Source organism: Poseidonocella pacifica (assembly GCF_900111875.1).
GTDB lineage: Bacteria > Pseudomonadota > Alphaproteobacteria > Rhodobacterales > Rhodobacteraceae > Poseidonocella > Poseidonocella pacifica.
Window position 1 is genome coordinate 281,543 of record NZ_FOJU01000001.1, and the last position, 24,641, is coordinate 306,183.

Genomic DNA, 24,641 nt, shown 5'->3' on the forward strand with positions numbered 1-24,641 from the left:
TGTGCTGCCGCCCTGCTTTGTGGGGCGGCGGCATTGGCAGAGGCGCCGGCGCGGGTCGTCAGCATGAACCTCTGCGCAGATCAATACGCCTTGCTTCTCGCCGGTCCGGGGCAACTCGTGTCGGTGAGCCATGTGTCGCGCGATACCGTCGCCTCTCCCTATGCGGCTCTCGCGGCGGAGGTTCCGGTCAATCATGGCGGGGCCGAAGAAATATGGCTGTTGCGCCCCGATCTGGTTCTTGCCCACGAATGGAGCGATACACGGGTTCTGGCCATCCTTCGGCGTCTCGGGATCGACGTTCTGCAAATTCCGGTCCCTGAGGCCATCGCCGAAATCCCCGATACCGTGCGGGCCTATGGCGATGCCTTGGGCCAGAGCGCGACGGCGGAGTTGCTGGCCACCGCGTTTGAGCAACGCTTGGCGGATTTGGAGTTTCGGGCGGCGGCCCTCCCGCCGGGGAAAACGGCGACGCTTTATGGTGCGAACGGCTATAGCGCCGGGATGACGGGGATGGCGGGCGATATCCTGCGGCACGCCGGGTTGCTCCCCGCGGGCGGGGCGCTTTTTGCGGGCGGGAGCGTGCCGCTCGAAACGCTCGTGATGGAAGCGCCGGACATGATCATCACGGGCGCGCGGTACGCGGGGTGGTCGCGGTCCGAGGCTCTGCTCGATCACCCCGTCTTTGATGCGCTTCCTGCGGCGCGCCGTCTCAGCGGACCCGCCTGGGCATGCGGCACACCGCGCGTTCTCGATGCCGTCGAGGCGCTGTTGGCGGTCCGGGAAGCGTCATGAGTTATCGGTTGGAATTGCTCTTGGGCGCAGGTGTCATTCTGGCGCTGGCCGGATCGCTGTTGATTGGGCCGGCGGGATTGCTTCCGGCGGAGAGTTTCGCAGCACTGCTTTCGGGGGAGGGTCCCGCCGGGCTGGTCATGCGGGAAATCCGTCTGCCCCGCGCGATACTGGGCGCGCTTGTCGGTGCGGCGCTTGGTCTTTCCGGGGCCGCGTTGCAGGGATATCTTCGCAACCCGCTCGCGGAGCCGGGGCTTATAGGCGTAACCGGTGCCGCCTCCTTGGGGGCGGTGATCGCGCTTCAGACCGGGCTCGCCGCCGCGTTTACGCTCGGGCTGCCGCTGGCGGCGCTTGCCGGTGCGCTTGCGGCGGTGCTGCTCATTCTGGCGCTGGCGGGACCGCGCGGCGCGGCGCTGACACTCATTCTTGCAGGTATCGCGATCAGTGCGCTTGCCGGGGCCTTCACCGCACTGGTGCTGAACCTCTCTCCCAACCCCTATGCCACCTATGAGATGGTCTTTTGGATGATGGGATCACTGGCGAACCGCTCCTTCACGCATGTCTGGCTGGCCGCGCCGTTTGTCGTCGTTGGCGGGGCGGTGCTGTTGTCCTTGGGGCGTTCCCTTGATGCCTTGGCTCTGGGGGAGGACGCGGCGGAATCCATGGGTGTGCGGCTCAGCCGGCTTCGTCTGGCGCTGGTGCTTGGGGTTGCGTCTTCGGTCGGAGCGGCGACCGCCGTGGCGGGCGGGATCGGGTTCGTCGGGCTGGTGGTGCCGCACCTTCTGCGCCGCGCCGTCGGCTCGCGTCCTTCACGGCTGCTTGGCGCCTCGGCACTTGGGGGCGCGCTTCTGGTTCTGCTGGCGGATATTGCCGTACGCCTCATCCTGCCGGAGAAGGATCTGAAGCTTGGGGTGCTCATGGCCATTATTGGCGCGCCGCTTTTCCTGCATCTCGTCTATCGCACCCGGAGGGAGTTGGGATGACCCTGCTGACGCTGACCGACCTGACGGTTCGGCGCGGGGATTGCCCCGTGGTCGATGGCGTGAGCTTTACTCTCGGGGCGGGGGAGTTCGTCGGTCTGATCGGGCCGAACGGCGCCGGAAAGACCTCTCTTCTGCGCGGCGCACTTGGCTTGTTGCCTCACGAGGGGCACTCTTCCGTGGCCGAGCTGCCCCCCGGCCCGCGCTCCCGCCATGTCGCCTTCTTGCCCCAAGCGCGGGAGATCGCGTGGCCGATGCAGGTTGCGGATCTCGTGCGACTTGGTCGGCATCCACATGACGCCCGAGCGAAGGCGGATGCTGATGCGGTTGACCGCGCTCTGCGGCGAATGGGCCTTGCGGACTACGCGCCGCGCCTTGCCACGCAACTCTCTGGCGGGGAACAGGCCCGCGTGTTGATCGCCCGCGCGCTGGCTCAGGAAACGCCGCTGATCCTCGCGGATGAACCTGTGGCGGGTCTTGATCCGGCGGCACAAATCGCGGCGGCGCGCGTGTTCGCGGATCTCGCGGGCGAGGGGCATGCCGTGCTCGCATCATTGCATGATCTGGGCCTCGCAGCCCGGCATTGCACGCGGCTTTTGTTGATGGATCGGGGCCGACTTGTGGCTGATGGACCGCCGTCAGAGGTTTTGACCCCCCAGAATCTGAGGGACGTGTTCGGTATCACTGCACATTTCCAAACGGGCCCCGAAGGCCCGATCTTTCAGCCGCTAGACCGTGTGAGGCCGCAATGAGTTTTCCACCGGAACGGATCGTTTGCCTGACCGAAGAGACCGTCGAGACCCTGTACCTTCTGGAGGAGGACGCGCGCATTGTCGGGGTGTCTGGATATGCGGTCCGACCCAAGCGCGTGCGCCGCGAGAAGCCTCGGGTTTCGGCGTTCACCTCGGCGGATTTCCCGAAGATCCTCGCCCTTGAGCCGGATCTGGTCCTGACGTTTTCAGATCTTCAGGCAGAGATTGCTGCGGAGTTGATCCGGGCAGGGGTTACGGTTCACGCCTTCAACCAGCGCACCGTGGCGGGCATCCTTGACATGATCTCCATGCTCGGGGCGCTGACCGGCAAAGCCAGCGACGCGAATGCGCTCGTCGCCAGCTACAAGGCGCGGCTGTCCACGCCCCGAACGGGTCCATCCCCGAGGATCTATTTCGAGGAATGGGACGATCCCATGATCACCTCGATCGGCTGGGTGTCGGAACTGATCGAAGCGGCGGGCGGGATCGACTGCTTTGCCCATCTTCGCCATGAACAGGCGGCCAAGGACCGGATTGTGGGGCCAGAGGACGTTATCGCGGCGCAGCCCGATATCATCCTCGCGTCTTGGTGCGGCAAGAAGGTGCGCCCGGAAAAGATCGCAGCCCGGCCCGGGTGGGATCGGATTCCCGCCGTGAGGGATGGGCGGATCATCGAAATCAAATCGCCCATCATCCTGCAACCGGGACCAGCGGCGCTCACCGAAGGGTTTGATGCGATACTTGCCGCAATCGAGGAATGGCGTCGCGGCTGATCACTCGCGCGCGCGAAGCACCCGGGCGGGGCGCGCCGCGAGGGGCGGGAGCGCAAAGAGCAACCCGGCCAGCGTAGTGCACAGCAAGCCCCCGAGCACGATGGCGACGGCGTTTGGCCAGATCACTGCGAAACTGGCCTCCATGACAAAGTGCATGACGGCCCACGCCCCTGCGATCCCAGCGACCAGCGCGACCAATCCCGCCCCGGCCCCCAAGATGGCAGAGCGAAGCGCGAAGCTGAGGAGGATCGTCGCCCGGCTTGCGCCCAGCGTCTTGAGGACCGCGGCCTCATAGACCCTCGCCCGTACCCCGGCCGCCGCAGCGCCGATGAGGACGAGCACACCCGTGAGAAGGGTCGCCGCCGCACCATAGCGCGTGGCGGCGGAGATTCCCCCGAGCACTTCGGTCACACGGTCGATCGCATCCCGCACGCTGATCGCCGTGATATTGGGAAAGGCGGTCGTCAGGTCACGCAGGATTGGCGCTTCGGCCTCGGGGTCGGCATAGACTGTGGCGATGAAGGTATGGGGCGCACCGACCAGCGCGGCCTCGTTCATCGAGAGCACGAAGCCCATGCCAGCGGTGGAGAAATCGACCTCGCGGAAGGACGTGATCGTGCCGGTTATCTCTCGTCCCAGAATGCTGACCGTCATGGTATCGCCAAGCGACAGCCCCATCTCTTCGGCTTCTTCGGCGGCAAAGCTGATTTGCGGATCTCCGGTATAGTCTTCGGGCCACCATGCGCCTGCGGTTAGTCGGGCGTTGTCTGGCTTGGCAGCGGAATAGGTCACGCCCCGGTCGCCGCGAACAACCCAGTGATCGCCAGCCACCTCACGCGCCGGACGGCCGTTGATCCGGGTGATCACGCCGCGCAGCATGGGCGCGCTTTCCACTTTGGATACTGCCGCGTCACCGTCCAACCGTTCACGAAAGCCCGGCATCTGATCGCGCTGGATGTCGACAAAGAAGTAGCTGGGTGCCCGTTCGGGAAGGTCCTGTGAAATCGCGGTTTGCAGGTTTCCGTCGATCTGGCCGATAGCCGCCAGAACCGAGAGGCCGAGGCCCAGTGACAGCACCACAGATGTGGTTTCCTCGCCCGAACCGGCAATCGCGCCCAAGGCGGTGCGCCAAGCGGTCCGGCCCCGCGTCAGGACTTTGGTGCGAGCGGCGACGCGGCGGAGGCCGAGCGCCGCGAGGACGAGGATCAGAAGCGCGGCAAAAAGGCCACCCACGGTCCACAATGTCAGTAACGGAGAGCCCGAGAAAGCTGCGGCGGCGCCAACGAGCAGCGCGGCAAGAAGCGCGACGGTGACGAGATAGCGGCGCGCGGGGAGCAGTTTGCCCGCGCCAAGCGAGTCGCGAAACAGGGCGGCTGCACGGATGTCTTCGGTCCGCGCCAAGGGCCAGAGCGTGAAGATGAGCGCGGTTAGCACGCCATAGAGCGCGGCCTCCATCAGCGGTCGCGGATGCAGGGCAAAGACGGCCGGGACGGGCAAGCGGTCTTCTATGAGGGGAGAAAAGGCGATGGGCAGGCCAGCCCCAAGGATCAGGCCCAAGGCAATCCCGAGCAGGGAGAGCGCGCCGATCTGCAGGAAGTACGTAAGAAAGATGGTGCGCCGATCCGCCCCAAGGGTGCGCAGGGTGGCGATGACACCAGTCTTCCCCGCGAGAAAGGCACGCACAGCGGAGGATACGCCAACACCGCCCACGATCAGCCCGGACAGGCCCACGAGCACCAGAAAAGAGCCGAGCCGTTCGACAAAGCGCGCCACCCCCGGCGCACCGTTGCGGGAATCGCGCCACCTCAGGCCGCTATCGGGGAAGGTGGCCTTGGCCTCACGCTCCAGCGCGTCGAGATCGGCATCTGGCGGCAGGTCGAGCCGGTATTTCGTCTCGAATAGGGTGCCGGGGCCAAGAAGACCCGACGCATCGAGGGCGCTTGTTGCCACGATGGTGCGGGGGCCCAAGCTGAAGCCCGCGCCCGCATCATCGGGTTCGCGTACAAGGATGGCGGAGAGGCGAAAGGTCTGTGTGCCCAGCCGAAACGTATCCCCCGGAACAAGGCCAAGGCGATCGGCGAGCAGCGGCGCCATGAGCCCGCCGGGAATGCCATCCGTGGTCGCGAGAGCCTCGGTTATGGGCAGCGGGGGATCAAGGCCAAGGGTGCCGAGCAGCGGGTAGGCGTCGTCGACGGATTTCACTTGCGTTAGGGCCCGCTCGGTGCCGGACGGCCCATCCGTGACAGCCATCGACCGGAAATCCGCGACCTCAGACAGGCGCTCGGCAACCGCCTCCATCCAGTCGCGCTCTGCCGCAGTGGCAAAGCGATACGTGAACTCAAGTTCCGCATCCCCGCCCAGAAGCGCGGCCCCTTCGCGGGCCAGCCCCTCTTCGATCGCTGTTCGAACAGAGCCGACCGCGGCAATTGCCGCGACGCCGAGGGTCAGGCAAGCGAGGAAAATACGGAAGGAGCGAAGGCCGCCGCGTAGCTCACGGCGCGCCAAACGGCCAGCGATGGCAAAGCTCATTCGGCCGCCCGCGCCACAGTGTCGGGTTCGATCCGCCCATCACGCAGCCGCACGACACGGCCGCAACGTGCGGCTAGCTCAGATGAATGCGTGACAAGGACAAGCGTGGCGCACGCCTTGGCAGAGAGATCGAACAGCAAGTCGGCGATCAGCGCACCGGTGGGGCTGTCGAGGTTTCCGGTCGGCTCATCTGCGAGAAGGATGTCCGGTCGCGGGGCCATGGCGCGAGCGAGGGCAACCCGTTGCTGCTCTCCGCCCGACATCTGGCTCGGGTAGTGATCGGCCCGGTGGGACAGCCCGACCGAGGCCAGTTCTTCCGCCGCGCGGACAAAGGCATCCTTGCGCCCGGCAAGCTCAAGCGGCGTGGCCACGTTTTCCAGCGCTGTCATGGTCGGAATCAGGTGGAAGGATTGAAACACCACACCCATGTGATCCCTGCGAAACCGGGCAAGCGCGTCTTCGGACATCGCGGTGAGATCATGGCCGAGGGCGGTGATCCGCCCCCCAGAGGCGCGCTCCAACCCGCCAAGCAGCATGAGCAGCGAGGATTTGCCGGAACCGGAGGGACCAACCAGACCGAGGGTCTGTCCTCTGGCGATGTCGAGGGTTATGTCATGGAGGATGTCCACGGGCCCGGCGTTGCCATCTAGGGTCAACTGGACGTCGCGAAGCGAAAGGATCGGATCTGACATGAGGTACCGTGGGTTATCGCCGCGTCGAGTGCAATATGGGGTGTTGCAGGCGCGCCGCAAGGTGTTGGCGACAATCCTCGCTATATGGGGCGTCGCAGCGACGGCGGAGGAGGTCGATCTTCTTGCCTTCGGTGACAGCCTGACCGCAGGATATGGGTTGATCGAGACCGAAGGTTTTGTGCCCCAGCTTCGCGATTGGCTCGCGGCGCAGGGTCATGAGGTTCGCGTCGTGAATGCGGGCGTATCGGGAGACACGACCGCGGGCGGCGCGGCGCGCATCGGCTGGAGCCTGACGCCGGAGATCGATGCGATGATCCTGACGCTGGGGGGGAACGATTTGCTGAGGGGGATCGATCCGGCGGTGACCCGCGCCAATCTGGACACGATCCTGAGCGAGGCAGAGGCGCATGGGGTGTCGGTATTGGTGGTCGGACTGCGCGCGCCGGACAACTACGGGCCGGAGTACAAGACCGCGTTCGACGCAATCTATCCGGACCTCGCAGAAGACTATGGCGCGCTCTATGAGCCGAGTTTCTTTGCCGGTCTGGGCGAAGATGATCCGCGCGAGGCGCGCCAGTACTTTCAACCCGACGGCATTCACCCCAACGCCGACGGGGTCCGGCGCATCATCGAGGCGCTTGGCCCCCGCGTTATCGGCCTGATCACGGGGGCCGAGTAGGCGCGGGTCAACCCGCTGGCGAAAAAGGATCGCCCAGTGGAATGAGGCAGGCCTGCAGGGCGTGGTAGATATCGGGTTTACCCGGAAAGATGCCGGCGACGGGCTCGCCATTTTCGTCGATCTGGTGGAACCAACCGCCGTGGACATGGTCGATATGGCGGGCATCGACGTATTCCCAGACGCGGGCGTACCACTCTGCATAGAAGGCATCGCCCGTCACGGTGTGAAGCCTGTGAGCCGCACCGATCGCCTCGGCGCAGGGCCACCAGAAGCGCCAGTCCCGGCTCACCTCCCCGTCCGGGCCCAGCGTATAGGCGATCCCTCCGGTGGGGAGCCACCCTTCCTTCATTGCGCGGCGAAACAGCCCTTCGGAGGCCTCGGGCATCCACTCATGGCGGCGGCCCGTTGCCTCCCAGAGTTCGAGCAGAAGGCGGCTCCACTCAAGCGCGTGGCCGGGCGTGGTACCTGAGGGTCGAAACATCGGATCCCCGTCAAAATCGGGGTCTTCTTGCCAGTCCTCGGTGAAGTGTTCCGGTACGACCCAACCGGCGGCACGCGCGTGCTTGTCGATAAGGCGGCGGGCGATCCCTTCGGCCATCTCCAGATACTGCGCATCGCCCCATGCGGCGTGGGCGGCCATGAGGGCCTCTGTCAGGTGCATGTTCGCGTTCTGCCCGCGATAGCTATAACCCTCACTCCAGTCTGCGGAGAAGGTATCGGCCACCATGCCGGCGTCGGCCTCCCAGAAATGGGCCATCAGATCGTCCCACACACGGTCCCGCAGCCGCGCGGCGTCAGGGTGACCCGCGCGCGCGGCAGAGGCAGCGGCAAGGAGAACGAAGGCATGGCCATAGGCCTGTTTGCGGCTATCGATCGGGCCTGCGTCGTCAACACTCCAGTAGAACCCGCCGTTGGACCGATCCAGATGGCCATCGAACAGCCATGCGATCCCATGATCCACCTGATCGCGGGCACCGGGGAAGCCGAGCCCCACGGCAAGCGCGTAGCTGTGCACCATTCGGCTTGTTTCATGCAGGGGGCGTTCCGACCCAGATCCGCGCGGGGCCTCATCCACGGGAGCTCCCTGCCGGTCCAGCGGCCAGAAACCTCCCGCGGGGTTACGGGAATTCGCGTGAAACCGCAGCAGGGCCAATGCCTGATCCCGAAGCCAATCGCCTTGAAAACGCGCCATGTCGTTAAATTCCCCTCCTGTTGTGCCTGCCCCTCGGCAAAAAGGTGCCGTGCAAGGGCTTGCGAGTTTCTTCTCATCCACTATACCGTCGCGCATCTGCCAGCTACCCCCGTTCCCGTTTTCGGGGCCAGGCCAGCCACGCCGGAAAGCACACCGTCTTTCCGAATGCGAAATGCCTGGTCAAGGGATGGTACAGTGACTTCCAGTTCGTTTGATCCGAGTTTGCGACCCGATACGGGGCGCAACGATCCCGCTTTTGAATTCCGTGGGTCGGCCGCATGGATTTGCGCGGGAGAGAGCGCGACGGCAGTGCCGCGTGGTACATCGGCCACCTTGGGGGCGCGGCTCGCACGCGCCTTTGACGGGGCTCCTGAGAGTACGATTGTCGCCGGAGCGTTGCCATTTGACCTTACCGAAGAAGACAGCTTTTGGGTTTCCACTTCGCCGCGCATCGGGGGATTGGCCGGGGCTGCGCCGTCGATGGCTGGCTGGACCATCCGTGAGATGACACCAGCAGCGGTCTATGAGGCGGGCGTTGCGCGAGCGCTGGAAATTATCGCCGCGGGCGCCGGGCAGCCGGACGGGTTGCAGAAACTGGTCCTCGCACGGCGGCTCGAAGCGATGTCGGATCGGGAAATAGATCGCGCCGCGCTGATGGATCGGCTGACCGCTGATCCTGCCGCCACGGCGTTCATGCTGCGGTTGCCCGAACGAGGGCAGGGGCCGCGCTATCTTGCCGGGGCATCGCCCGAGCTCTTGATGGAAAAGCGCGGCGACCGGATCATTTCGCACCCGCTGGCCGGGTCTTCCGCGCGCAGCGCTGATCCGCATGCTGACGCGGCGGCGCGTGCGTCTCTTGCCGCGTCGAGCAAGGATCGCCACGAGCATCGGCATGTCGTGGAGTTCCTGCTCGATACCCTCGCGCCTTTGTGCCACGAGTTGCGCTGCCCGGATGGCCCCGAGATCACTTCGACGCGGGCGCTCTGGCACTTGGGAACGCGGATTGAGGGGCGTTTGCGTGACCCGGAGGAGCCGTCGGCGCTATTGGCCACGCGCGTGCACCCGACGCCGGCAGTCTGCGGTGTCCCGCAAGCCCGGGCCGCCGCGTTGATACCGGAGCTGGAGGATGGACCGCGAGGTTTCTACGCGGGCACGGTCGGGTGGAACGATCGCCGCGGGGATGGCAGTTGGTACGTCACGATCCGGTCCGCCGAGATAGAAGGGCGCGTCGCGCGGCTGCACGCCGGTGCGGGGTTGGTGCTTGGCTCCGACCCGGAAACCGAACGGCGCGAAACCGCGACGAAGTTCCGCACATTCCTGTCGGCCTTGGGGCTTGAGGGCGCGGAGCTTGACACGTTGGTGGAGACAATGGAGGCGAGCCGATGAGCACGTCGAAATCCTTGCCCAAAATCGCATCCTATGAGTTGCCTCGCGCGGATGAGCTTCCGGCGTCGAAAGCGCCCTTTTCGCTGGACTGGGATCGGGCCGCGCTTTTGATCCACGACATGCAGCGTTACTTCTGCGCCGCCTTCGTAGAAGGGGAAAGCCCGCTGCGCCCCATGACCGCCAATATCGCGGGGCTTGCCGAGGTTGCGCGCGCCAAGGGTGCACCGGTCTTCTATACCGCGCAGGACGTTCAGCAGGACCGACGGGATCGCGGGCTACAAGCTGAACTTTGGGGGCCCGGCATGCAGGACCCGGAGGCGCATCGTCCGATCCTGACGGACCTTGCGCCGCTGCCGGGCGATCACGTGCTGACCAAGCATCGATACAGCGCGTTTCAACGTTCCAACCTTGCAGAGATGATGCAGGCGAGGGGGCGTGACCAGCTCGTGATCTGCGGGATCTATGCGCATATCGGCTGTATGCTGACAGCCGCCGATGCCTTCATGCGCGACATAGAGCCATTCTTCGTGGCCGATGCGCTTGGGGATTTCAGCCGCGAAAAGCACGATCTGGCCCTGAGCTACGTGGCGGGCACATGCGGGGTGGTCATCAATACGGCGGGTGCCCGGGCTTAATCCCCGCCCGGCTCAGTCGCAGGGCTTTGTGATGATTTCACCCGGCTGGTGCAGCGCATAGGTGCCGCGCCCCGCGTCTTTGGCCGCGTAGAGCGCGCGATCAGCATAGGTGCGAAGGTGTTCGATGGTCGGCTTGTCATAGTTCGGGGACCAGGCCACGCCGATGCTGCCTGATACGGCCAGCTTTTTCCCGGAAACGCAGATGGGGCAGTTGAGCCGCCCGAGGATGCGCTCGACCACCTTTATCGCATCGGCGGCAGATTTGGGCTGGTGCATGAGCACCACGAATTCGTCCCCGCCGAAACGTGCCACGATATCCGCGCGCCGGGTCTCCGCCACCAGAACCTCGGCGGTGTGCTGCAGGATGCGGTCGCCGGTGTCATGCCCGTAGTGATCGTTGATCTCTTTGAAGTGATCAAGATCGAGATAGATCAGCGCCACATCGTTGGCCGCTGCCACGCTGTCGTGCATCAGGGTGTTGAGGGCGCGCCGGTTCCAGAGCCCCGTGAGGGCGTCGGTGCTTGCCTTTTGTTCTGCTGCGAGCTTGTCGTCGCGCAGCCGCAGGTTGGCGGTGCGCAACTCATCCATCACCAGTGTCTTTGCTTCCAGCAGGTAGAGCATCTCAATGGTCAGGTCGGTCGGAGAGAAATCCCGGCTCGTAAGGTCGAAGGTGGTGATGGCATTCACGGCCTCGATGCCGAAGGACAGATCAATGATCGCACCATCGCTGTAGGCTGCGGCCACGCCTTTCAGACCTATTTCCGGCATTCCGCGCATACGCAGGTGCAACCGCTTGCCCGAAGCGGCGCGCAGATCGTTCGTCGATGAGATGTCGTTGGGACGGCAGATTTCGAACAGGTCAAAAAAAGCAGAACCTTCCCAGATGAGATCGGGGTGGAGCCGGCGCAGGGTGGGGCCCACGTGGCGGATAATGCCGCGCGGGCCGACAGTAAGATGTAGTGGGCAGATGAGGTCCAGCGCTGGTTCTACGCCGGCAAATCCCTCACGCGCCCTTCTCCGTACGTGCGAGGTCAAAGCTGCGTCCTTCCGAGAATTCCAGATCAACCAAAACAATGTCGATAACTTCGGACTTCCCCTGCCCAGAGCGGATGTCCATCAGGACAAGCGCGCCGTAATCGTCCGCCATACCTCGCAACAAGCCGAGAACCACATAACCATAGCCTTTCAGGGGGCTATCACACACAAGAGAATAACGTCGCGGACCAAGCGCCTTCAGCTGAAGGTCCGGAACGTCAAGGTCGGGCACCGCCATGCGCGCACGACCGGGGAGATCATCGAGTGAAAGGAGGAAGTCGAGAAATGTCTCTCCTCCGAACCGCAGGAGGCGCCGCAACGGCCCCAGATTGGGATGCGTCACCAGATAGGTCCCAATATCTTCGAGCGCGGCTTCCTTCGGTTTGTCCAAGGCAATCGAAATCGCATCGAGCAACGTTTCCGTTTGCTCGGTCGAGTAGTCGATCATCGTGTCGAAGTCGGTAAAGCCAAGGGCAACGCGGCGGGTAACCTCAAGCCATCGCTCGCGGCCGTAGGTATCCTCTACAAATCCCTGAATTGCTCTGTTGACCAGACCGTGCATCGCCCAATTGCTCCCTCAGACAAGATAAGTCTTAGGGCAAAGAGTTTTAACGAGGCATCAACAGTTCGACTTTTCGAGATTTACCTGTACGTCAACTGCGGGAGGCCTTTTCCTCCAGCCCGGATTTGTCGCCGCGCCGGGCAAGTTCCGCCTCGACATCCGACAGGTCGATGTCATGCGCCCTGAGCATGACAAGAAGGTGATAAAGAACATCCGCAGCTTCGCTGGTCAGCCGCTCCCGATCACCCTTTACCGCCTCGATTATCGCCTCAACCGCTTCCTCACCGAATTTTTCGGCGCATTTCTCCGGGCCGCGCGCCAAGAGCTTGGCGGTCCAGCTTGAATCAGGATCGGCCCCGGCGCGTTCGGCAATTGTGCGGGAAAGCTCGTGAAGGGCGCTCATGTGAGCCTCATGGGGATGCCAGCGGCGGCCATATGCGCTTTTGCCTCGGCGACGGTGTAGGTTCCGAAATGAAAGATCGATGCGGCCAGTACGGCGGATGCGCCGCCTTCGGTGACGCCCTCGACTAGGTGATCCAGCGTGCCAACGCCGCCGCTTGCGATCACTGGAACGTCTACGGCATCGGCAATGGCGCGAGTGAGCGGCAGATTGAAACCAGCGCGCGTGCCATCACGATCCATAGAGGTCAGCAGGATTTCACCGGCCCCCTTTGCCGCGACGGTCCGGGCGAACTCGACCGCGTCGATACCGGTTTCGCGGCGCCCGCCGTGGGTGAAAATCTCCCAACGTCCCGGGGCCACGCCTTTGGCGTCGATGGCACAGACGATGCACTGACTGCCAAAATGGTCAGCGGCCTCTGCGATCACGTCCGGGTTTGCCACGGCAGCGGAGTTGAAACTGACCTTGTCGGCACCGGCGAGCAGCAGAGCGCGCACATCGGCCACGGTCCGCACGCCGCCGCCAACCGTAAGCGGCACGAAGCAATGCTCTGCCGTGCGGGTCACCACGTCGAACATCACGCCGCGGTTTTGATGCGTGGCGTGGATATCGAGAAAACAGATTTCGTCTGCGCCTGCTGCGTCATAGGCGCGGGCGGCCTCGACCGGGTCCCCCGCATCGCGCAGATCAACGAAGTTGACGCCCTTGACCACGCGGCCATCGGCGACATCAAGGCAGGGAATGATGCGGGTTTTCAACATGGCGTTGTGTTATACGGCGCACGCGGGCCGGACAAGCGACCTCATGACTTCAGAGCGGCGAGCGCAGCGCGAAGATCAAGCGCGCCGTCATAAAGAGCACGTCCGGAAATCGCACCGTTGAGTTGCGCCCCGCAATCCCGCAGGGCAATCAGATCTTCGAGCGAGGAGACGCCCCCGGAGGCAATCACGGGAATGCTTACGGCACGTGCCAGCGCCGCCGTCGCCTCTATGTTCGGGCCTTGCATCGCCCCATCGCGGTTGATGTCGGTATAGATGATGGCCGCCACGCCGGCATCCTCGAAGGAGCGGGCGAGATCGGTCACGAGCACATCCGTCTCCTCGGCCCAGCCTTTGGTCGCGACACGGCCATCGCGTGCGTCGATGCCCACGGCCACCTGACCGGGAAAGGCCTTGGCCGCATCACGGACCAGCGCAGGATTCTCCACAGCAACGGTCCCGAGAATGACCCGCGCGAGGCCCTTGGAGAGCCAGCGTTCGATCGTAGCCATATCGCGGATGCCGCCGCCAAGCTGCGCTGGCACGTTGGTCTGCTCCAGAATGGCTTCGACGGGCGCGGCATTGACCGGTTCGCCCGCAAAAGCACCGTTGAGATCAACCAGATGCAACCATTCGCAACCGGCCTCGACAAAGGCACGGGCCTGCGCCGCGGGATCGTCGTTGAAGACGGTGGCCTTTTCCATTTCGCCCTTGAGAAGCCGAACGGCCTGACCGTCCTTCAGGTCGATTGCGGGATAGAGGATCATTCGGATTTGCCTTCTCGCTTGTGTCGTCGCGATTTGCCACGCGGACGGCACAAATGCAACGCGACCTGACGTCAGGCTTGATTGGCGACGCGGGCCTCTGCACGTTTGCCGCATCTTTCAGGGAGGAGAGATGATGAAAGAACTGATCGTGGCGCTTACCTTGGCGGCGAGCGCCGTATCCGCCGATCCCGTCGAGGGCGTGTGGCAGACCGAACCGGACGATGGGGCCTTTGCCCATGTCACCATGCAACCCTGCGGACAGGCGATTTGCGGCGTGATCACACGCACTTACAACACCGATGGTGAATATGCCTCGCTCAATCTCGGCAAGACGCTGGTCATTGGGATGGTCCCCAAGGGGGCCGGCAAATACGAGGGCAAGGTCTGGCGCCCGTCCAACGGCAAGACCTATATCGGCAAGATGGACCACACGGGCGAAACGCTCGCGCTGCGGGGATGTGTGGCGGGTGGTTTGTTATGCTCGAAACAGACGTGGCGGCGCATCAAATAGATGGAACGAGGTCGGCATAGACGAAACCATCGCGGGTAACGACCTCGCCGGGCGCGACATGCAGTGGCGCCTTGAACAGCGGACAGTTTGATACCGCGGTGTGAAATTCGCCGTTCTCCCCACAAGGGTCGATGCCTTCGGGGAGGGCGGCAAGCAGAGCGCGATCATACCGGCGACCTGCAAAATCGGCGGGCAGGCGAGTGGGGTCCAGGGTCACGAGATGTGCCTCCAATCCGCCGTCGATCATCTCCAACGCCAATTCCGCCGTATCGCGGCCCCAGAGCGGGAAGAGCGGCGTGATGCCGCTCCCGGCGAGGTTGGCTTCGCGATAGGTGCGGACATCCTCAAGGAAAAGATCCCCGAAAATCATGTGGTTGAGCCCGCGTTCCGCCAGTTTGGCAACTGCCTCGGCCATGCGGTCCTGATACACTTCGTTGGAGCAGGGCCAGGGCAGGGGAACCTCGATCAACTCGACATCCATGGCGGCGGCCTGTGCCCGCAGGAGGGCGTTGCGGGTGCCATGCATCGCAACCCGGTCAAATGCCTCGTTCGTTGTGGTCAGCAGCGCCGCAATCTCGGCCTGTCCGGTTTGCTGCGCCATATGGCCGGCCCACGCGCAATCCTTGCCGCTGGACCACGAAAGCACGGCGCGAGGCGGGGTCACGGCACCCAATGCAGAAAGTTGGAGATCAGGCGCAGGCCGATCGTCTGGCTTTTCTCGGGGTGGAACTGCGTGCCGACGATATTGTCGCGCCCCACGATCGCGGTGATCGGCGCGCCATATTCCACATGTGCCAGAAGATGCGCGGGATCGGCGGGGCGCATGTGGTAGGAATGCACGAAATAGGCGTGATCGCCCGTTTTGATCCCATCGAAAATCGGGTGCGGGTTGTCGATAACCAGATCGTTCCAGCCCATGTGCGGAACCTTCATCGCCGGGTCCGCAGGCTCTATCCGCACCACTTCTCCGGGGATCCAGTCAAAGCCAGCGGTCTCTTCGTACTCGTGCCCGCGAGAGCTAAGCATCTGCATCCCAATGCAAATTCCCAGAAAAGGGCGACCGCCGGAAATGACCGCCTCCTCCATGGCCTCAAAGACGCCGCGATGATCAAAGAGTTCCCGCCGGCAGGCGGGGAAGGCTCCGTCACCGGGCAGAACGATACGGGACGCCGTGCGGATCACATCGGGATCGGACGTTACGGCGACGGGCCCGGCATCCGTTTCGTCGGCCATTTTCTGAAAGGCCTTCTGCGCGGAATGCAGGTTCCCGGATTCGTAATCGACGATGACCGTGGTCATAGCGCGCCCTTTGTGGAGGGGATCGCATCGCCCTTGCGCGGATCGGTTTCGACGGCCTCGCGCAGGGCGCGGGCGACGGCCTTGAAAGCGGCCTCGGCGATGTGGTGGCTGTTGAGGCCGTGCAACTGATCGACGTGCAGGGTGATGCCGCCGTGCGTGCTGAAGGCCTGAAAGAATTCGCGCACCAAATCACAGTCGAAAGCGCCGATTTTCTCGGTGGGAAGCTCGACGTTCCAAATGAGGAAGGGACGCGCCGAGAGGTCCAGCGCGGCGCGCACAAGCGCGTCGTCCATCGGCAGCAGACAGGCCCCATAGCGGCGGATTCCGCGTTTATCGCCAAGGGCTTGGGCAAGCGCTTGGCCAAGCGCGATGCCGGTATCCTCGACGGTGTGGTGATCGTCGATGTGCAGATCGCCCTTTGCCCGGACGGTCATGTCGATGAGGGAATGCCGCGAGAGTTGATCGAGCATGTGATCAAAGAAGCCGACGCCGGTCTGGTTGTCATAGGCACCGGTGCCGTCGAGGTTGATCTCTACGGTGATCTGCGTCTCGGCGGTGTTGCGGGTGATCTTGGCGCTGCGCATGGGGTTTTCCTCGTCATTCGGGGGCCTTATAGGCCGGGGCAGGCGGCGCGCCAAGGGCGGCAATTCGGGATTGCGGGGCCCGTGGCCCCTGTGCCAGCCTTGGCAAAAAGGAGGCCACCCCATGTCGACCTGCGTTTTCATTCAACTGCGCTGCAAGCCGGGCACGACTTATCGTGTCGCGGAGGATATCGCGCTTCGGGAAATCCATTCGGAACTGTTTTCCACCAGCGGCGAATATGACCTTCTGCTCAAGATGTATATCCCGGCCGGAGAGGACGTGGGCAAGTTCATCAACGAGGAGCTTTTGACCATCGAGGGCATCGAACGCTCGCTCACGACGCTGACCTTCAAGGCGTTCTAACCCTCTGAAAAGTGGGTATGACTTTTGTATGACAAGTGTATGACATCGCGTCATACACTTGTGTGACCGCATCGAAGAGCCCTGTGAGAGGGGGGTGCCAGAGACACGCGCTCCGGGACCCATTCCAATCAGATCGAGGCGGCGACCTATTCCGTCGTTCGCCCGTCGAAATGCTCGTGCGATGCGTCGGCGTCCGCTTTGGTCTTGTGGATGGTGCCATCGAGATGTTCAGGGGGGCCATAGATGGTATAAAGCCGCAATGGCTCCGCCCCGGTATTGACCACGTTGTGTTTGGCTCCTGCGGGAACGATGACAGCATCGTCGGCTTTCACCTCATTGGCGGCGCCGTCGATCCAGACTTGGCCGCTGCCGGTTTCAAACCGGAAGAACTGGTCGCGGTCGTCATGCGTTTCCTCGCCGATCTCTTCACCCGGTTTGAGCGACATCAGTACCAGTTGCAGGTTCTGACCAGTGTAGAGGACATTGCGAAAGAGGTCGTTCTCTTCGGTCAGCTTCTCAATGTTGTCGGCAAAGCCTTTCATGGCGGCACTCTCCTGTGTTGTGGCCCTCAGCCCTTGCTGGGCGTCACTGGTCCCGTTGGAATGTTGGTACGGGAGCGCGCACGAATATCCCTTGACCTAAATCAAGGGCGTATCCGGTCCCTGCGAATACTGTTGTCCCCACGCGGATGCAAAACGTCAGGAGATCGCTGTGGCGACCTTGGATAAGCCAGACCACCAAACCACCGTTATCGCCATTCCCGAGGCTGTCGGCGTGTTCGACAGCTTCGAGAGCCTTCAGGCGGCCTTCTATGATCTTAGGATGGTCGGGTTTAGCCGGTATGACATCAGCCTGCTCGCCGGAGAGGACGCGCTCAGGGAAAAGCTGGGCGATGCCTATTGGTCTGCTTCCGAACTGGAGGACAATCCCAAGGCCCCGCGCGCCGCCTTTGTATCCGAAGAGGCCATGGGGGAATTGGAAGGCAGCATTGCCGGCGGTTTCTTTTTCCTGGGATCATATATTGCGATGGCCGCGATGCTCACTCCCGCCAGCACGCTTGCGGCATCCATCGCCGCAATCGCGATTGGCGGCACTCCGGGGGCCGTGATCGGCACGTTGCTGGCGCGCCGTGTGGGGACGCATCACAAGGACTACTATGCGACCCAGATCGAGCATGGCGGGATCTTGCTTTGGGTCAGGGTCAAAGACAAAGAGCACGAAGACCTCGCCGTACAGATCCTGAAGGGGCATTCGGGACGGGACGTGCATGTCCATCCCTGGAGCGAATGACCGGCGGCCTCGTGTAGGCTACAGGCTCGAAACGCATCGGCCTGCGTTAGTCGCGGCGTTCTCTGATAAAAGGGCGCCCCCGGTCCTTTGGGGGCGCCCTTCCGTGCCTCACGGGTCGATGGTGTGGGGGCCATGCGTCCCGTCCCCCGAGGCACGTCACCGTCCCGCGCGGCGATAGGTCGGGCGCGGGACATTTGCGTGACGCTAGCATGGTTGCGGCCCTCGATCTGTATCGCTCTGCGGAAAACACCGTCGAGCGAGTGGAAACAATCGGGGGCAGACCCTAGCGGTCTGTGGCGAGGCCCTCCTTGTCGAAGAACGACAGGCGGGATTGATCGAATCGCAGGCCCGCGCGGTCGCCGGGAGAGAGAACCGTATCGCCCGCCACGCGCACGGTGAGCGCGCCCAAGGGGCCACAATCGAGCACCAGAAAGCTGTCGGCGCCGAGGTATTCGACAACGTCGACGATGCCGTCGCAATTGCCCTCGCCGGGGGCGGTCAGGGTGATGTGTTCGGGGCGGATGCCCAAATGCTCGGCCGGATGCGGGGCGGCGTAGGGCCCGCCGGTGCCGCCCTCGATGTGCCAATCGCCCGCCTCGGAGCGACAGGGCAGGATATTCATCTTGGGGCTGCCGATGAACTGCGCCACGAAGAGGTTGGCGGGGCGTTCATAGAGTTCGCGGGGGGAGCCGACCTGTGCGATGCGGCCTGCCTCCAGCACGACGATCCGATCCGCCAGTGTCATCGCCTCCACCTGATCGTGGGTCACGTAGATCATGGTGGCGGCAAGGGTGCGGTGCAGCTTGGCGATTTCATAGCGCATCTCGACGCGGAGCGCGGCATCAAGGTTGGAGAGCGGCTCATCGAAGAGGAAGGCCGTTGGCTCCCGGACGATGGAGCGACCGATGGCGACGCGCTGGCGCTGGCCGCCGGAGAGATCGCGGGGGCGACGATCGAGATATGGCTCCAGCTTGAGCACGCGGGCGACCTCATCCACCTGCCGGGTGATCTCTGCGGCGGGGGCGCCGGCGGTCTTGAGGGAAAAGCCCATATTCTCACGCACGGACATATGCGGGTAGAGCGCGTAGGACTGAAACACCATGGCAAGGCCGCGCTTGGCGGGGGGCTGATCCGTCACGTCGCGCCCGTCGATCAGGAGCCGCCCGCGAGAGGTATCCTCCAGCCCGCCGATCATGCGCAGCAGGGTGGATTTCCCGCACCCCGAGGGGCCGACGAAAACCACGAATTCACCGGGAGCGATTTCGAGATCGACCCCCTTGATGACCTGTAGATCGCCGAACCATTTTTCGACGCCGTCCAGCGTTATCCCGCCCATCGGTTCTCCTCCCGTGCCCGTGGGGACGCCCAATCGAGCCATATGGCCGCCGTCCAGGTGAAATTCTGCCCCCCTGCGGGGGCCCCGGTGATCGGGTCGAAATATTCCGCGAAACCGTTCTCTTCGATCATGCGGGCGGTGTTCTGTCGCAACAAGGCGCCGTCGTCGTAGCCAAATTCATCGAGCCCTTCGGCGATGAGCATGTTGAGCATCGCCCAGACCGGCCCGCGCCAATAGCGTTTGGCCTCAAAGGCGGGGCTTTCGGGATCATGGCTTGGCACGCCGAAGCGCACGGCGCGGTTGACCCGGCGCAGGTGGGGCAGCATCTCTGCCCGGTCGATCCCCGCCCACCAGCAGAGGAAGGAGGCGTTGGACACGCAACAGGACCATTCGCCCGACAACGTGTCGCGCACATCGTAGGTCTTCAGCTCGGGGTTCCAGAGCGTTTCGGCCCCCGCTTCGAGGATGGGAATCCAGCTTTCGATTTCCGACACGTCACGCCCGAGGCGGCGGCCCAGTTCGGCAAGGTCGCGGTGCGCCCGCAGCAGGATGAAGGTCATGGTCGGATCGGCCACGCGGAAGGGCCAGCTTGCATGGAGCGCCCCCTGTTCCCAGCGGGCCTCATGGCCGATGGCGACGAGGGTCAGATACCGGTCGTAGTCGGATTTGTGCGGCCGCATGGAGGCATCGACATGGCCGGTGTCGCGGCGCTGATATTCCCCGAGGTCGCGGGGAATCAGGTTGGCCATGGCGCCATCCCAGTCGGGAGTGTTGTCGCGGCCCGATTCCCACGGATGGGTGATGCAGACGGCGCCATCGTGCAGGCGCCAGTCCATGAACCAGCGGTGCCAGCGGACGAACCCGTCGAACATCGGGAGAAAACGCTCTGCGCCCATTTCGGGATCGTTGTCCCACAGGCGCAGGGCCATGCTGGCCGCGACGGGCGGTTGGCTGATCCCGGTCGAGGGGACGGGGCCGACCCCGCCCCAGATATCGGGGCCGGGAAAATAGCCGGGATCGACCTCGTGAAAGACGATATGCGGCACCATCCCGTCATGCCATTGCGCGGCCATAAGCGTTTCGAGTTCGATCCACGCGCGGTCCATGTCAAAGGCGGCATAGCCGATCGCGGCAAAGGCGCTGTCCCAGTTCCATTGATAGGGATAGAGCCCGTGCGTGGGCACGGAATAGCCGCCGCGATCATTGCGGATCATGATGTCGCGGGCCTCTTGGTCGAGGCGCTGGGTGGTTTGGGGCTGGGCGTCCATGGTCATCCTTTGGCCATCATCCTTTGACCGATCCGGCGGTCAGTCCTTTGGTCATGAAACGCTCCAGCCCGAGGAAAAGCGCCATGACCGGCAGGGTCGCGATCACCGCCCCGGCCATCAGGTGCTGGCGCGGGATCTCGGAGGAGTTGAGCATGGCGACACCGCGGGTCAGCGTGAATTTCGACGGGTCATCGAGCAGCATGAAGGCCAGCAGGAATTCATTCCACGCGATCATGAAGATATAGAGCGAGACGGAAGCCAGCGCGGGCAGCGAGAGCGGCAGGGTGATTTTCCAGATGACTTGAAGCCGGGAGAGCCCGTCCATCAGCCCGGCCTCTTCCACCTCGCCGGGGAGGCCCCGGAAATACCCTTGGAGCATGTAGAGCGCGACGGGGATCGTGGTGACCGGATAGATCATCAGCAGGCCAGTGATCGTGTTGCGCAGGCCGGTCATGGAAAAGGCGATGTAGATCGGCAGCGCCAGAACGATCATCGGCACCATGTAGATCAGCAGGACCGAGCGCGACAGCGCGGCCCGGCCCCGAAAGCGCAACCGCGCCACGGCATAGGCGCCGGGGACGGAGAAGAGCAGCGTGATGAAGACGGTCAGCACCGAGACGTAGAAGGACGTCCAGAGGTAGGAGCCGAAGTTGAAATCACGGAACAGTTCCACATAGGAGCGGAAGAGGCCGAAGCCCTTGGACAGGTCCAGCGAGAAATCGAGCGGGTTCTGAAGCAGCGCGCCCTGACTCTTCAGGCTGGTCATGACCATCACGTAGAAGGGAATGACCACGGCGGCGGTAAAGATCACCATGCCAGCCCAAAAGAGGAAATGCAGGATCGACTCTTCGGCCTCATGGCGCGTGGCGGTGCCGCGGGGCAGGGGGCGCAGCATCCCCGCGAGGGGCAGGGCCGCGCCCAGCCCGGTCATGGCCGCCCCGAGGATGAAAGAGAGGGTGGAAACCTGCGGCCCGGTGATAAGAGGGGCAAGCGGCGTCAGCATCAGGAGCGCGGTCAGAGCAACCGCCCCGGCGGCCAGTGCAAGGCGCGGGACCATCAGCGCCGCCGCGCCCAGCCCAAGCCCGAACAGCAGCACCCCCAGCAGGCCGGGGCGAAACGCCATGCCGGTCGCGAAGGAGAGCGTCACGGCGACAGCGGTCGCCACGAGAAAGAGCCAAAGCACCCCGATGAGCGGCCCGAGGACAAATCCGTTGCGCAGCGCGGTCATAGCCCTTCCTCCCGGCTCATGAAGCGGAAGAAGAAGACGGAGAAGATCACGAGGCAGGCAAAGACGACAACCGCCACCGCCGCCCCCGCGCCGATGTTGGAGACGGCGAAGGCCTGTTCATAGACGTTGACCGTCAGGGTGCGCGTGCCCGCGTTGCCGCCCGTCAGCAGGAAGATGTCGTCGAACTTGTTGAAGGTCCAGATGAAGCGCAGCAGGAACAGCACCGACAGGATGCCAAGCAGCATCGGCATCGAGAGGTACCAGAAGATCTGGAACGGGGAGGCGCCATCCATGTTGGCGGCCTCGTACATGTCGGTGTCGATGCTCTGCATCCGGGCGAGGATGAAGAGGAAGGAGAGCGGGAAGTAGCGCCAGATCTCAAAGACGATGACCATGATGAGCGCGAGCGGGCGCTGGCCGAAGAAGTTGATCGGGCTGTCGACCACGCCCATCTGCACCAGAAGCGCGTTGGCCGAGCCGGAGAAGGGATCAAAGAGCGTCACCCATGTGAAGGCGACGGCGATGACGGGGGCCACATAAGGAAAGAGAAAGAGGCCGCGCAGCACGCCCTTGCCCGGAAATTCGTGATTGAGCAGGAGCGCGGCGAAGAGACCGAAGAGAAGCGCGCCGACCGTACCGAAGACGGTATAGACGATGGTGACCCAGAGCACCTGATAGAACTCATCCGAGCTGAAGAGACGGGCGAAATTCTCTGTGGTGAACTGAAAGTTGGTGAGCAGGTTGGCCGCCTTGCCGGAAATCACCGGCTCGGAGTCTTCGGGGTCCAGCCCGGCATCGAGGAAAGCCTGATCCACGGTAACAGCGAGGCGCATTCGATCACGGAAGCCCGGCTCCCAATCTCCGAAATCGCAGGCGAAGGCGCGGCCCTCCAGCGTGCAATTCTCCGGGATCTCGGCGATGGTGAGCCCGTCGGGGAGCGTATCGGTCAGGCGCACCCCGGTGATGGGCATGTCCTGACTGGAATTGCGCAGGCGATAGTCGAGGCGGCTTTCTTCGCCAGCCGTATCGGGCGCGCGGAAATTTTCGGAAACCACGGGCTGCGTCGGGCGCAGGTCGGCTAGGCCCACCGGCTTGAAGCTGATCCAGAAGATCGCCAGCAACGGCAGGATGACCACGAGCGAGACGATGGCAACCGTGGGGAAGAGCAGCCCCCAAGCCAGCCGTGCCTCGCGTTTGGCCAAGGCCCCGGTCCCGCGCGGCGGCCCCGCCGCGACGATGGGCGGCTGGGGCCGGGCGCGGGGCGGATGATCCGCCCCGGCGTTGCTCATTGCAGTTCGGAGAGTTCGGAGTTCATCGCCTCGACGGTGGCGGCGGCATCGCGCACCCCATCGATATACTCCCGCACGAGCCGGTTGATGATCTGGCTGTTGATCATCTTGGAGGCAAGGGCAAGCTGGCCGTCCTTGACGCCCCAGCGCTGGGCCACGTCGAGGCCGCCGACGATCTCATCGACCATTTCCTGTGCATAGAGATCGGAGAGCGCGGCCTTGCGATCGACGCCCACGGGCAGCTTGGCCCATTCATCCACGAAGGAGGTGTCGCCCTCTTCGGTGCCGCGCCGGACGGGGAACTTGCCCTCGGGCGCGATGGAGAGGGTCTGGGTATAGCCGGCATCCAGCGAATACTCGACGAACTGGATCGCGGCATCGGTGTCGGCGTCGTTGGTGATGCCGAAATAGCGGATGTCGGCCCAAGCGGCGCCGTCGGGATTGGAGGGACCGGCGAAGTTGGTCACGATCCCGGTCTTGGAGGCAAGCTCCGGCGAGGTGGGATCATCGGTGATGGTGGGCGGCGCACTGTCGCGCAGGCCCGCAAGCTCATCAAGGATGAAGGGCGACCAGATGATCATTGCCGCCTTGCCGGCAAAGTAAAGCTCGCGCGATTGCTGCCAGTAAAGCTCACCCGGGGGGGAGGCCTCCGCGATGGCCTTGTAGAAATCGAGCACCTCGGTGGTCTTGTCCACATCCAGCGGGGCAAACCCGTCGGGGCCGACCGGGGAGACGCCATTGGCGAGGAAGACATGCTCCAGCACCTGACTCATGAAGTTCTCATCCACCTTGGTGGCGGCGACGAAGCCGAACATCTCTGGCGGGTTGTGCAGCGCCTCGATGGCGGTGAGCACGTTGCCATAGGTGGTCGGCGCTTCGAGGCCCGCTTCGTCGAACAGGTCCTTGCGATAGACGATCATCTGCGTCCAGCCGTCCACGGGCACGGAGGCCCAGCCATCTTCAAAGCTGGCCATGGCAAGCGCGCCGGGGGCAAATCCGCCTTCGCCCAACTCTTCGATTACTTCGGTGGCGGCGTCGAAATCCAGAATGCCGGCCTCGGCCCAAGGCAGGGCATATTGCAGCGTGTGATAGATCACATCGGGCAGATCGCCCGCAGCAAAGGCCGCCGTCGAGCGGGTGCCGAGATCGGATTCGGTCACCGGAATGACCTCCACCTCAATGCCGCTTTCCTCGGTGAAGGCGGCGGCCATCTCTTCTTGCTTGGCGAGGCGTTCGGGTTGTTCTTCGGTGGTCCAGAAACGGATCGTGTCCGAGAGCGCGGGTCCTACCGCCGTGGTGAGCATGAGAGCCGCCAGAAGCGAGGCCCGGCCCGTTGTGGTGCGCATCATCTTGATATCCCTCCCCGGATATATGTCGTGGTTCTCCACTGTTGCCTGAGCGTCGGCAGGCACACCCGCTGTGTCAAGCACCCAAAGGCGCCGCAGTGCGGCATCGGGCGCATCGGCCCTTTAGAGGCTTGGTTTTGAGCGCTGCTGATATTTTAGGCAGGTGCTTCTAATCGGGACCGCTGCAGCGCGGCGAGCCT

At 63.8% G+C, this 24,641-nt stretch carries 27 protein-coding genes; 10 read left to right on the plus strand and 17 right to left on the minus strand.

Annotated elements, in window-relative coordinates:
• The first annotated feature begins 33 nt into the window (after nt 1-33).
• From BM234_RS01315 to BM234_RS01330, 4 genes are read left to right on the plus strand one after another with little or no spacing between them, the layout of a single operon-like run.
• Nucleotides 34-792 carry an ABC transporter substrate-binding protein gene (locus BM234_RS01315; protein WP_175501173.1) on the plus strand — a complete coding sequence of 253 codons (759 nt, stop codon included), beginning with the start codon at nt 34-36 and terminating at the stop codon, nt 790-792.
• The gene (locus BM234_RS01320; protein WP_092059883.1) at nt 789-1,772 is read left to right on the plus strand and encodes a FecCD family ABC transporter permease; all 984 of its coding nucleotides are present in this window, start codon (nt 789-791) and stop codon (nt 1,770-1,772) included. The genes BM234_RS01315 and BM234_RS01320 overlap by 4 nt, the downstream gene beginning before the upstream one ends.
• Nucleotides 1,769-2,521, plus strand: a complete 753-nt coding sequence (locus BM234_RS01325) for an ABC transporter ATP-binding protein (RefSeq protein WP_092059885.1) — start codon at nt 1,769-1,771, stop codon at nt 2,519-2,521. Before BM234_RS01320 ends, BM234_RS01325 begins: the two co-directional genes overlap by 4 nt.
• Entirely contained in the window at nt 2,518-3,294 is a 777-nt protein-coding gene (locus BM234_RS01330) for a cobalamin-binding protein (RefSeq protein ID WP_092059886.1), read from the plus strand. The genes BM234_RS01325 and BM234_RS01330 overlap by 4 nt, the downstream gene beginning before the upstream one ends.
• On the opposite strand, the gene BM234_RS01335 is transcribed toward BM234_RS01330, so the two are convergent.
• Both BM234_RS01335 and BM234_RS01340 read right to left on the minus strand, forming a co-directional pair.
• Nucleotides 3,295-5,823 (minus strand): ABC transporter permease, encoded by a 2,529-nt coding sequence (locus BM234_RS01335; RefSeq protein ID WP_092059888.1) that lies wholly within the window; start codon nt 5,821-5,823, stop codon nt 3,295-3,297.
• The gene (locus tag BM234_RS01340) at nt 5,820-6,515 is read right to left on the minus strand and encodes an ABC transporter ATP-binding protein (RefSeq protein WP_092059890.1); all 696 of its coding nucleotides are present in this window, start codon (nt 6,513-6,515) and stop codon (nt 5,820-5,822) included. Before BM234_RS01340 ends, BM234_RS01335 begins: the two co-directional genes overlap by 4 nt.
• On the opposite strand from BM234_RS01340, the gene BM234_RS01345 reads away from it, so the two are divergent.
• Nucleotides 6,514-7,194: an arylesterase gene (locus tag BM234_RS01345; RefSeq protein ID WP_092059891.1), complete on the plus strand. Its 681-nt coding sequence runs from the start codon at nt 6,514-6,516 to the stop codon at nt 7,192-7,194. The genes BM234_RS01340 and BM234_RS01345 overlap by 2 nt on opposite strands.
• Nucleotides 7,195-7,201: 7 nt before the next feature.
• Here the strand turns inward: BM234_RS01345 and BM234_RS01350 are convergent, their stop codons facing one another.
• Nucleotides 7,202-8,386 (minus strand): AGE family epimerase/isomerase, encoded by a 1,185-nt coding sequence (locus BM234_RS01350; protein ID WP_092059893.1) that lies wholly within the window; start codon nt 8,384-8,386, stop codon nt 7,202-7,204.
• A 195-nt stretch (nt 8,387-8,581) separates the two neighbouring features.
• On the opposite strand from BM234_RS01350, the gene BM234_RS01355 reads away from it, so the two are divergent.
• Nucleotides 8,582-9,772, plus strand: a complete 1,191-nt coding sequence (locus BM234_RS01355; protein ID WP_245752426.1) for an isochorismate synthase — start codon at nt 8,582-8,584, stop codon at nt 9,770-9,772.
• Nucleotides 9,769-10,407 carry an isochorismatase family protein gene (locus tag BM234_RS01360; RefSeq protein ID WP_092059897.1) on the plus strand — a complete coding sequence of 213 codons (639 nt, stop codon included), beginning with the start codon at nt 9,769-9,771 and terminating at the stop codon, nt 10,405-10,407. Before BM234_RS01355 ends, BM234_RS01360 begins: the two co-directional genes overlap by 4 nt.
• Before the next feature lie 12 nt (nt 10,408-10,419).
• Here BM234_RS01360 and BM234_RS01365 read toward each other — a convergent pair whose 3' ends face one another.
• The 5 genes from BM234_RS01365 to hisA form a co-directional block, all read right to left on the minus strand.
• Nucleotides 10,420-11,442, minus strand: coding sequence for a GGDEF domain-containing protein (locus tag BM234_RS01365; RefSeq protein WP_139226756.1), 1,023 nt, complete (start codon nt 11,440-11,442; stop codon nt 10,420-10,422).
• On the minus strand, nt 11,411-12,004 hold the full coding sequence (locus tag BM234_RS01370) for a heme NO-binding domain-containing protein (RefSeq protein ID WP_092059901.1): 594 nt from the start codon (nt 12,002-12,004) through the stop codon (nt 11,411-11,413). The genes BM234_RS01365 and BM234_RS01370 overlap by 32 nt, the downstream gene beginning before the upstream one ends.
• Before the next feature lie 91 nt (nt 12,005-12,095).
• Nucleotides 12,096-12,407 carry a phosphoribosyl-ATP diphosphatase gene (locus BM234_RS01375; RefSeq protein WP_092059903.1) on the minus strand — a complete coding sequence of 104 codons (312 nt, stop codon included), beginning with the start codon at nt 12,405-12,407 and terminating at the stop codon, nt 12,096-12,098.
• Entirely contained in the window at nt 12,404-13,165 is a 762-nt protein-coding gene (hisF, locus tag BM234_RS01380) for an imidazole glycerol phosphate synthase subunit HisF (protein WP_092059905.1), read from the minus strand. Before hisF ends, BM234_RS01375 begins: the two co-directional genes overlap by 4 nt.
• Nucleotides 13,166-13,206: 41 nt before the next feature.
• Nucleotides 13,207-13,929, minus strand: a complete 723-nt coding sequence (gene hisA / locus BM234_RS01385; protein ID WP_092059907.1) for a 1-(5-phosphoribosyl)-5-[(5-phosphoribosylamino)methylideneamino]imidazole-4-carboxamide isomerase — start codon at nt 13,927-13,929, stop codon at nt 13,207-13,209.
• Nucleotides 13,930-14,062: 133 nt separating this feature from the next.
• On the opposite strand from hisA, the gene BM234_RS01390 reads away from it, so the two are divergent.
• Entirely contained in the window at nt 14,063-14,440 is a 378-nt protein-coding gene (locus tag BM234_RS01390) for a DUF2147 domain-containing protein (protein WP_092061268.1), read from the plus strand.
• Here BM234_RS01390 and BM234_RS01395 read toward each other — a convergent pair.
• The 3 genes from BM234_RS01395 to hisB are packed head-to-tail and all read right to left on the minus strand — an operon-like array spanning nt 14,433 to nt 16,323.
• Nucleotides 14,433-15,104, minus strand: a complete 672-nt coding sequence (locus tag BM234_RS01395) for a Dph6-related ATP pyrophosphatase (RefSeq protein ID WP_092061270.1) — start codon at nt 15,102-15,104, stop codon at nt 14,433-14,435. The genes BM234_RS01390 and BM234_RS01395 overlap by 8 nt on opposite strands.
• Nucleotides 15,101-15,739, minus strand: a complete 639-nt coding sequence (hisH, locus tag BM234_RS01400; RefSeq protein ID WP_092059909.1) for an imidazole glycerol phosphate synthase subunit HisH — start codon at nt 15,737-15,739, stop codon at nt 15,101-15,103. The genes BM234_RS01395 and hisH overlap by 4 nt, the downstream gene beginning before the upstream one ends.
• A complete protein-coding gene (gene hisB, locus BM234_RS01405; RefSeq protein ID WP_092059911.1) occupies nt 15,736-16,323 on the minus strand; it encodes an imidazoleglycerol-phosphate dehydratase HisB in 588 nt (195 codons plus the stop codon). The genes hisH and hisB overlap by 4 nt, the downstream gene beginning before the upstream one ends.
• Nucleotides 16,324-16,444: 121 nt before the next feature.
• On the opposite strand from hisB, the gene BM234_RS01410 reads away from it, so the two are divergent.
• Complete coding sequence (locus BM234_RS01410; RefSeq protein ID WP_092059913.1) at nt 16,445-16,684, plus strand: Lrp/AsnC ligand binding domain-containing protein; 240 nt, start codon at nt 16,445-16,447, stop codon at nt 16,682-16,684.
• Between the two features lie 146 nt (nt 16,685-16,830).
• Here BM234_RS01410 and BM234_RS01415 read toward each other — a convergent pair whose 3' ends face one another.
• A complete protein-coding gene (locus BM234_RS01415; RefSeq protein WP_092059915.1) occupies nt 16,831-17,226 on the minus strand; it encodes a cupin domain-containing protein in 396 nt (131 codons plus the stop codon).
• Between the two features lie 169 nt (nt 17,227-17,395).
• Between BM234_RS01415 and BM234_RS01420 the strand changes: the two genes are divergently transcribed.
• On the plus strand, nt 17,396-17,974 hold the full coding sequence (locus BM234_RS01420; RefSeq protein WP_092059917.1) for a hypothetical protein: 579 nt from the start codon (nt 17,396-17,398) through the stop codon (nt 17,972-17,974).
• A 283-nt stretch (nt 17,975-18,257) separates the two neighbouring features.
• Here BM234_RS01420 and BM234_RS01425 read toward each other — a convergent pair whose 3' ends face one another.
• From BM234_RS01425 to BM234_RS01445, 5 genes are read right to left on the minus strand one after another with little or no spacing between them, the layout of a single operon-like run.
• A complete protein-coding gene (locus tag BM234_RS01425) occupies nt 18,258-19,310 on the minus strand; it encodes an ABC transporter ATP-binding protein (RefSeq protein ID WP_092059919.1) in 1,053 nt (350 codons plus the stop codon).
• Complete coding sequence (locus BM234_RS01430) at nt 19,298-20,584, minus strand: MGH1-like glycoside hydrolase domain-containing protein (protein ID WP_245752429.1); 1,287 nt, start codon at nt 20,582-20,584, stop codon at nt 19,298-19,300. Before BM234_RS01430 ends, BM234_RS01425 begins: the two co-directional genes overlap by 13 nt.
• 10 nt (nt 20,585-20,594) lie before the next feature.
• Entirely contained in the window at nt 20,595-21,806 is a 1,212-nt protein-coding gene (locus tag BM234_RS01435) for a carbohydrate ABC transporter permease (RefSeq protein ID WP_092059921.1), read from the minus strand.
• Nucleotides 21,803-23,044, minus strand: coding sequence for a carbohydrate ABC transporter permease (locus BM234_RS01440; RefSeq protein ID WP_092061274.1), 1,242 nt, complete (start codon nt 23,042-23,044; stop codon nt 21,803-21,805). The genes BM234_RS01435 and BM234_RS01440 overlap by 4 nt, the downstream gene beginning before the upstream one ends.
• Nucleotides 23,045-23,091: 47 nt before the next feature.
• Nucleotides 23,092-24,399: an ABC transporter substrate-binding protein gene (locus tag BM234_RS01445; protein WP_245752500.1), complete on the minus strand. Its 1,308-nt coding sequence runs from the start codon at nt 24,397-24,399 to the stop codon at nt 23,092-23,094.
• Nucleotides 24,400-24,641: the final 242 nt, after the last annotated feature.

Excerpts from the sequence above, each read along its gene's own strand:
- BM234_RS01435 (WP_092059921.1), bottom strand. The coding sequence starts at position 21,806 with ATGACCGCGCTGCGCAACGGATTTGTCCTCGGGCCGCTCATCGGGGTG.
- BM234_RS01410 (WP_092059913.1), top strand. The coding sequence starts at position 16,445 with ATGTCGACCTGCGTTTTCATTCAACTGCGCTGCAAGCCGGGCACGACT.
- hisF (WP_092059905.1), bottom strand. The coding sequence starts at position 13,165 with ATGTTGAAAACCCGCATCATTCCCTGCCTTGATGTCGCCGATGGCCGC.
- BM234_RS01360 (WP_092059897.1), top strand. The coding sequence starts at position 9,769 with ATGAGCACGTCGAAATCCTTGCCCAAAATCGCATCCTATGAGTTGCCT.
- BM234_RS01330 (WP_092059886.1), top strand. The coding sequence starts at position 2,518 with ATGAGTTTTCCACCGGAACGGATCGTTTGCCTGACCGAAGAGACCGTC.
- BM234_RS01425 (WP_092059919.1), bottom strand. The coding sequence starts at position 19,310 with ATGGGCGGGATAACGCTGGACGGCGTCGAAAAATGGTTCGGCGATCTA.
- hisA (WP_092059907.1), bottom strand. The coding sequence starts at position 13,929 with ATGATCCTCTATCCCGCAATCGACCTGAAGGACGGTCAGGCCGTTCGG.
- BM234_RS01370 (WP_092059901.1), bottom strand. The coding sequence starts at position 12,004 with ATGCACGGTCTGGTCAACAGAGCAATTCAGGGATTTGTAGAGGATACC.
- BM234_RS01320 (WP_092059883.1), top strand. The coding sequence starts at position 789 with ATGAGTTATCGGTTGGAATTGCTCTTGGGCGCAGGTGTCATTCTGGCG.
- BM234_RS01345 (WP_092059891.1), top strand. The coding sequence starts at position 6,514 with ATGAGGTACCGTGGGTTATCGCCGCGTCGAGTGCAATATGGGGTGTTG.
- BM234_RS01335 (WP_092059888.1), bottom strand. The coding sequence starts at position 5,823 with ATGAGCTTTGCCATCGCTGGCCGTTTGGCGCGCCGTGAGCTACGCGGC.
- hisB (WP_092059911.1), bottom strand. The coding sequence starts at position 16,323 with ATGCGCAGCGCCAAGATCACCCGCAACACCGCCGAGACGCAGATCACC.
- BM234_RS01350 (WP_092059893.1), bottom strand. The coding sequence starts at position 8,386 with ATGGCGCGTTTTCAAGGCGATTGGCTTCGGGATCAGGCATTGGCCCTG.
- BM234_RS01375 (WP_092059903.1), bottom strand. The coding sequence starts at position 12,407 with ATGAGCGCCCTTCACGAGCTTTCCCGCACAATTGCCGAACGCGCCGGG.
- BM234_RS01325 (WP_092059885.1), top strand. The coding sequence starts at position 1,769 with ATGACCCTGCTGACGCTGACCGACCTGACGGTTCGGCGCGGGGATTGC.
- BM234_RS01415 (WP_092059915.1), bottom strand. The coding sequence starts at position 17,226 with ATGAAAGGCTTTGCCGACAACATTGAGAAGCTGACCGAAGAGAACGAC.
- BM234_RS01430 (WP_245752429.1), bottom strand. The coding sequence starts at position 20,584 with ATGACCATGGACGCCCAGCCCCAAACCACCCAGCGCCTCGACCAAGAG.
- BM234_RS01340 (WP_092059890.1), bottom strand. The coding sequence starts at position 6,515 with ATGTCAGATCCGATCCTTTCGCTTCGCGACGTCCAGTTGACCCTAGAT.
- BM234_RS01390 (WP_092061268.1), top strand. The coding sequence starts at position 14,063 with ATGAAAGAACTGATCGTGGCGCTTACCTTGGCGGCGAGCGCCGTATCC.
- hisH (WP_092059909.1), bottom strand. The coding sequence starts at position 15,739 with ATGACCACGGTCATCGTCGATTACGAATCCGGGAACCTGCATTCCGCG.
- BM234_RS01445 (WP_245752500.1), bottom strand. The coding sequence starts at position 24,399 with ATGCTCACCACGGCGGTAGGACCCGCGCTCTCGGACACGATCCGTTTC.